At 27.9% G+C, this 6,541-nt stretch carries 7 protein-coding genes; all 7 read right to left on the bottom strand.

From position 1 onward, the window contains the following. Positions 1-336 precede the first annotated feature (336 nt). The 7 genes from sigE to AYC61_RS11370 all read right to left on the bottom strand — a co-directional run bounded on the left by sigE (position 337) and on the right by AYC61_RS11370 (position 6,443). A complete protein-coding gene (sigE, locus tag AYC61_RS11400; RefSeq protein ID WP_066502104.1) occupies positions 337-1,050 on the bottom strand; it encodes an RNA polymerase sporulation sigma factor SigE in 714 nt (237 codons plus the stop codon). A 30-nt stretch (positions 1,051-1,080) separates the two neighbouring features. Next, positions 1,081-1,962 carry a sigma-E processing peptidase SpoIIGA gene (locus AYC61_RS11395; RefSeq protein WP_242866780.1) on the bottom strand — a complete coding sequence of 294 codons (882 nt, stop codon included), beginning with the start codon at positions 1,960-1,962 and terminating at the stop codon, positions 1,081-1,083. Between the two features lie 647 nt (positions 1,963-2,609). Then, a complete protein-coding gene (ftsZ, locus tag AYC61_RS11390; RefSeq protein ID WP_066502076.1) occupies positions 2,610-3,716 on the bottom strand; it encodes a cell division protein FtsZ in 1,107 nt (368 codons plus the stop codon). Between the two features lie 151 nt (positions 3,717-3,867). Beyond that, on the bottom strand, positions 3,868-4,206 hold the full coding sequence (locus AYC61_RS11385; protein WP_156456445.1) for a DUF1290 domain-containing protein: 339 nt from the start codon (positions 4,204-4,206) through the stop codon (positions 3,868-3,870). 7 nt (positions 4,207-4,213) lie between these two features. Continuing rightward, a complete protein-coding gene (locus tag AYC61_RS11380; RefSeq protein WP_066502073.1) occupies positions 4,214-4,933 on the bottom strand; it encodes a DUF881 domain-containing protein in 720 nt (239 codons plus the stop codon). A gap of 16 nt (positions 4,934-4,949) precedes the next feature. Further along, positions 4,950-5,675, bottom strand: coding sequence for a DUF881 domain-containing protein (locus AYC61_RS11375; protein ID WP_066502071.1), 726 nt, complete (start codon positions 5,673-5,675; stop codon positions 4,950-4,952). A gap of 9 nt (positions 5,676-5,684) precedes the next feature. Further along, a complete protein-coding gene (locus AYC61_RS11370) occupies positions 5,685-6,443 on the bottom strand; it encodes a cell division protein FtsQ/DivIB (protein WP_066502069.1) in 759 nt (252 codons plus the stop codon). Positions 6,444-6,541 lie beyond the last annotated feature (98 nt).

Raw genomic sequence — 6,541 nt, 5'->3', positions numbered from 1 at the left:
TCCATTTGGTGATGAATCACCAACATGTGATAACTTCGTACTCACAACGCCTAACCCTAAAAAAATCAAACCATTAAGTTGTTTAGAAGCTACATGACATTTTTTGACCACGACATTGATGACTATATTTTTTCATCTTTATATAATCAGAAAAATATAGGCATCTCCGAGTAAAAAAAATGTCTTGTATGGCTTCAATACAAAAACATTGAGCCACACTTCCCTCAAAAGATTACCCTAGCTATTTTATCAATTTTTTGAACTCTAATCACAAAATAGGACTTTCCCATTAAACAAAATCGATGCCTCAAAATACATTTTGAGACATCCCATTCTTTAAACCAATCTACTTATTTCTTTTTTTAATTTTTTCACAATTCTTTTTTCTAATCTAGAAATATATGATTGAGATATACTTAAAATATCTGCAACTTCTTTTTGAGTTTTCGTAACTCCTCCATTTAATCCAAACCTAAGTTCCATGATTCTTTGCTCTCTAGATGAAAGTTTTTTTACTGCGTCATATAATAACTGTCTATCAACTTCTTCTTCTAAATATTTAAATATTACATCTCTATCAGTTCCTAATATATCAGATAATAATAACTCATTCCCATCCCAATCTGTATTTAATGGCTCATCTAACGATAGTTCTGCTTTAATTCTACTATTACGTCTTAGAAACATTAAAATTTCATTTTCAATACATTTTGAAGCATATGTAGCTAATTTAATTTGCTTATCAGGTTTAAAAGTATTAACAGCTTTTATTAACCCAATAGTACCAATAGAAATTAAATCTTCAACACCAACACCTGTATTTTCAAACTTTCTAGCTATATATACAACTAATCTTAAATTCCTTTCTATTAGTATAGATCTAACTGAAATATCATTTTTAAGTTTAGATAGTAAATATAGCTCTTCTTTTTGATTTAAAGGTGGTGGTAATATTTCACTTCCACCGATGTAAAATAATTCATTTGTATCTAATCTAAACAGTTTTTTAATCTTTATGAAATTCAATACAAACCAAAACCTAGTTTTCATCAAAATATTATCCAAAATATCTCCCCCAACCTATTTCAATACTTCTGGATGCAATAGTGCACAATAATCATCCTCTATTGATAAAACATTATTATAAATACCAATTATAGCTTCAGCACAAATTTCATCTTCTGCATGAATAACAAGCAAATCAGGTTTAAATCCAATTAATAATCCATTGTTTTTTCCTAATGATTTAAAAGGAATAAGCCTAAATTTAACTTTATCAGTAGACTTTTGCATTACGCTAGACAATAGCTCCAAATTATCGTTTGTATAAGCACTAAAAACCCCTTGAATATCTAAAGGAAGCAATTCTTTAATAGCTGAAAATTCAACAATTATAACAGGAGTATTTGTTATTGGATCTTTTAGTGAGTTGCCTGTATCAAGTAACGCTATAACATCTTTTTGCATACCATTTAATATTATACTAACTACAATATATTCTCTCTTTCTCCTCTTAGATATATACGACCATACTATCCAAAACAATAAACAAGACAATAAAATAGCTAAAGGCAAAATTATAATTATAGAATCTTTTATGTAAAAAATTCCATTTCCTATATATACCTTATCCTCTGTTAAGTAAAATAAAGCTAGTGAAGCACCTGCAAATGCAAAAGTTATTATATAAAATAAAGCTATCAATTTTATGAATTTTAAAAACTTTTCTGGATTAAAAGCTACTATAATCATAAGAATAGATATGCAAATTTTCATAATGAAAGTAGCAAATATCCTAAGTTTAGGAAAGAAAACAACAAGTGTATACACTGCACCAATAAGTGCTGATACTATCAACCTGGATTTTCTAACTTTTGATTTAGTCAAAACCTTCAATAAATATAAAATCATAAGATTTATTAAGAAGTTTTCTGCTATTAAATATTCAGCATAGATATACAAATTAAAACCTCCCTTTGAACATAAATATTACATCTATGCAAATAAATCTTATCCCTGATTATTTTTATAACTTTTTTCTATAAATAATCTGGGCTTATATTAAAACAATATTCAGTTGTCCTCCTTTTATGAATATTATACGCTAAATAATTTCAAAATTATGTCATAAACTGAAGTCGAAATGGTTTATCGCACTTCAAAGTTTCGATTATTTCTACACTTATTGATGCTTTTATTTTAATTAATATCTAAAAATATAAAATTAGATATTATATGCATAAAGTTTGTGAACAGTAAATAATACGATATTTTCCTTCAAAAATAATAAAAACTCCTACTCAATTTATCTGTAGGAGTAAATGATACACTCTATATTAAATTTAAGGTTCTATACTAATAATGATAAAATAATGGAATTTTTTCCAATTTTTTTCCAATAAGTAAGCACTTAACATAAAATCAAAGAATTAATTTTATGATTAAAACCATCTAAACAAATATTATCACATTATTCATAGAAAATTAAACAGTCTACTTCAACCTTCTGAATTATAAGATGTCCATTATATTCTCGATATACCAAACTCGGTATACCCTCAATTCACTGGAGTCTTCTAATTCAAAATTATATTAGTAATAGGGAATTATTATTCATTCTTTTTTCTTATAAGAAATGTTGGAATATCCAAATCATCAACATCTACCTTTTTTTCTTCTGAAACTGCAACATTTTCTCTTGCTTCTTTTGTTTCTTTTATTATATCATTAGTAGGACGTAGATTTGGAATTTCAGAGTTATTATTACTATCAAATCCTGTTGCAATAACTGTTATCTTTATTTCATCTTTTAGATTTTCATCAACAACTGCACCAAAAATAATATTTGCATCTGGGTCAACCGATTCCTTTATAATATCAGCTGCCTCATTTACTTCAAATATACCTAAATTTAAACCACCGGTTATATTTAACAAAACTCCTTTTGCACCATTTATTGATGTCTCAAGTAATGGACTATGGATAGCTTGTTTAGCTGCTTCAGTAGCTCTATTTTCACCACTAAATTTACCAACACCCATATGAGCCAACCCTTGATTTAACATAATAGTTTTAACATCAGCAAAATCTAAGTTTACTAAACCTGGCACAGCTATCAAGTCTGATATACCCTGTATACCTTGTCTTAATACATCATCTGCAATTTTAAATGCATCCATTAATGTTGTTTTCTTATCTGCAACTTGAAAAAGCCTATCATTTGGTATAGTAACTAATGTATCAACTCTGTCTTTAAGCTCTTTAATACCTTTCTCAGCATGAATCATTCTCTTTTTACCTTCAAACATAAACGGCTTTGTTATTACACCTACTGTTAAAACACCTAGTTCTTTAGCTATTTCAGCTATTATAGGAGCAGCACCAGTACCTGTTCCTCCTCCCATTCCTGCTGTAATAAAAATCATGTCAGAATCTTTCAATGCTTCATGTATCTCATTTCTGCTTTCTTCAGCAGCTTTTCTCCCTATTTCAGGATTTGCTCCTGCACCTAAACCTCTTGTGAGCTTTTCTCCTATTTGAATTTTTATCTCTGCTTTAGAAGAATGCAATGCTTGCTTGTCTGTATTGATAGCGACAAATTCTATTCCTTTTACTTCAGCATCTATCATTCTATTTACGGCATTATTTCCTCCACCGCCTACCCCAACTACTTTTATTCGTGCAAACTGTTCCATATCTACATCAAACTCAAACATTATATACCCTCCTTAATGAAACTTCAATAACAACTACATCATTTTATATATAAACCAATTAAATTTCATGCTTCATTTCTATATTTATATTCTATATACTTACTCATTTTCCTTCTATTTTACGATAGAGTAATTCATAAATTTTTAAATTTTATCTAATACCTTTCTTATTTATCAAGCATCTTCTAATAATGGCAAAATTTTGGAACAATCTACTTCCAAAAGCAAATATTGCTGCATAGTACAACGGTAATCCTAGTCGATCACCTATATATGCTAATAATGCTGCTAATATAGCATTTCCAAAAAAACCAGATACAAAAATCTCTATATCAAATTTTTGGTCAAACATTGCTCTGATTCCGCCAAATACAGAATCTAGACAAGCTAATATTGCTACAGAAATATAAGTAGAATAGCTTGCAGAATAAGTAATTGGTAAAAATTTACCAATCAAAACTCCTAGTAGTATACCAATAATTGCATAAATCATATTATTAATCATCACCTTCTTTTATAGGTTTTGCATATATAAAGTCAATATCTTCATAAAACCTAGGTATAAATATATTGTCACTTATTTTTGTATCTATATTAATATATTTTTTTAGTAAATCACCATTCGTACCAGGTGCATTTATAGCTGCGTATAATTGTTTAGGATTTCCAATCACATTTATAACAAAAGGATTTGAAACAGACCTTTTGTTTATCCATATAACAGGACCACCACAGTGTATTTCAGAAGTTGATAAAACCCTTTGCCCTTTAATACTTATAGCTTCTGCTCCAGCTGCCTTTAAGTCATTAATAATATTTAATATATCTGAATCATGTACTACATAATTACTTATATCTTCATCTTTATCATGCCTAGTACCATCAGATATTCTTATCATTATTCCTGAACCCCTCAAATTTGTCATTCCTGCTACATTTTTAACATTTCCTATTTCTTCTTTTAAAATTTTAACAACATTACCATCATTAACAGCATCTTGAACCCTTAAAAGTTCTTTTTGTTTTTCAGATATGAGATTTCTTAAGTTAGCAATTTCATCATTTGTACTAATTATACTATCTTGAATTTCTTGTACTGCATTCAACGAAACAAAGTAATATTTAAAACCATCATGTCTATACTGAGTTATTAAAAACGAACCTATCAACAACCCAGCAAAAAATAAAATAATCTTATAATAATTATTCCTTTTCATAAACTTCTCCATTCTATTAATTGCCATTAACAGGTTTAGCATACCTGAAATTCATTATTTTTTTATATCCCTGAATAGTTATTAAATCACTTTGTTTTAAATCTACTTTTAATTCGTTTCTCTTTAGTTGATCAATTATACCTCCTTTAAAAACAAGTGCCGATTCCAATTTATCAGGTGGTCCTATAGCTTTTATTTCTATAGGAGCCCCAATCGATACTCCATTAATATTTAGGTGATTACCTACTGGTAAAATTTCAGTATAATTTGTATATCTTAATCCGTTTATTGAAATCGCCTCTGCTTCCGCAGTATTTAAAAAACTTATTATAGTCATTATTGTATCATAATTATAGACAAAATAGCTTGTATTATCACCAATTAGGACTTCTATATCAGGGTCATCTATAATAAGTTCAATTCCTGGTCCTTCAACATTCTCATATCCTGCTATCATTTTGTATTTTTGTTTTTCTTTGGTTAATTCTTCAACATATACATTTTCTTTTGAGGCACTATCTTCATATTTTTTTATTTTTTCATTGAGATCATCTAATTGTTTAGTAAGTTCTTCTTTATCAGTCTGCAGCTTTTGATATTCTATAGTATACTCTTTAGCTCTATTACTTATCAATTGTCCTTTTCCAACAACTCTATTGACTGTTTTAAATTGCAAAGACATTATTAAGCCTAAAAAAACACACACTATACCAAGCGCAAGCTTATTTTTTGCATTGTTCATATTCTCCTCCTAATTACCCACTGGTACAAAAACAGGATTTTTACCTTTATTAAAACATATTTTCCCTTTATTTATACCCTTCAATTTTAAATCCTCTAATATACTCTTTATGAAAGCTAATTTATGTTCAATTTCTTTAAGATTTCCAAATTCAATATTTATTCCATTTTTTAATGTAATAACTAATTCATCTTCCTTATCTTTTTTTATTATACTTATTTGATTTAGTATTGAAGCTTTACTACATCTATCAATAAAATTTAAAATCTCGCTTGTGGAAATTTCATCTTCTAATTTAAGATTATTTCCAATTATAATATTGTTAATACTAAAGCCATTTAATTCTGAAATATCTAGATTGTTTTTTTCAGATAATACGTTTAAAATAATTCCTTCTTCATCTACATATACAAAAGTATTCATAGCCTTAACAATAAAAGCTTCTTTTCTTTCAACAATATCTATTACAATCTTATCAGGTAATTTTCTAAAGACACGTACCTCTTTTACATATGGATGCATCTTAATATTCTCTATAACTGCACTCTTATTAAGCTTAAATATATTAATACCCTTTTCTATACCTGAGGCAAGTATAACTTTTTCTGTTTCAATTTGCTCATTACCTTTTACTATTACCTCATTAATATTAAATATACTTGTCCTAAATATGAAATAGACACAAGTTGCTACTAGAACCAAGAAAACTAAAAACATAAATCTTCTTTTTCTTTTTCTAATTTTTTTATTTACCGCCTTAGATGCCATTTATATCCTCCACCAATTTTTATATTATACAGCTTGACCCACTCTTTTTGAAAAAAAGACTAAAGCAGTATATTCCGCTATAGAACTTTTTTTATTAT

Source organism: Abyssisolibacter fermentans (genome assembly GCF_001559865.1).
Classification (GTDB): domain Bacteria; phylum Bacillota; class Clostridia; order Tissierellales; family MCWD3; genus Abyssisolibacter; species Abyssisolibacter fermentans.
Note: the sequence above shows the minus strand (reverse complement) of the source record. Positions and strands in the feature narration are given on the sequence as shown.

Coding starts and splice junctions, on each gene's coding strand:
- sigE (WP_066502104.1), bottom strand. CDS start 1,050: ATGAAAACTAGGTTTTGGTTTGTATTGAATTTCATAAAGATTAAAAAA.
- ftsZ (WP_066502076.1), bottom strand. CDS start 3,716: ATGTTTGAGTTTGATGTAGATATGGAACAGTTTGCACGAATAAAAGTA.
- AYC61_RS11380 (WP_066502073.1), bottom strand. CDS start 4,933: ATGAAAAGGAATAATTATTATAAGATTATTTTATTTTTTGCTGGGTTG.
- AYC61_RS11375 (WP_066502071.1), bottom strand. CDS start 5,675: ATGAACAATGCAAAAAATAAGCTTGCGCTTGGTATAGTGTGTGTTTTT.
- AYC61_RS11370 (WP_066502069.1), bottom strand. CDS start 6,443: ATGGCATCTAAGGCGGTAAATAAAAAAATTAGAAAAAGAAAAAGAAGA.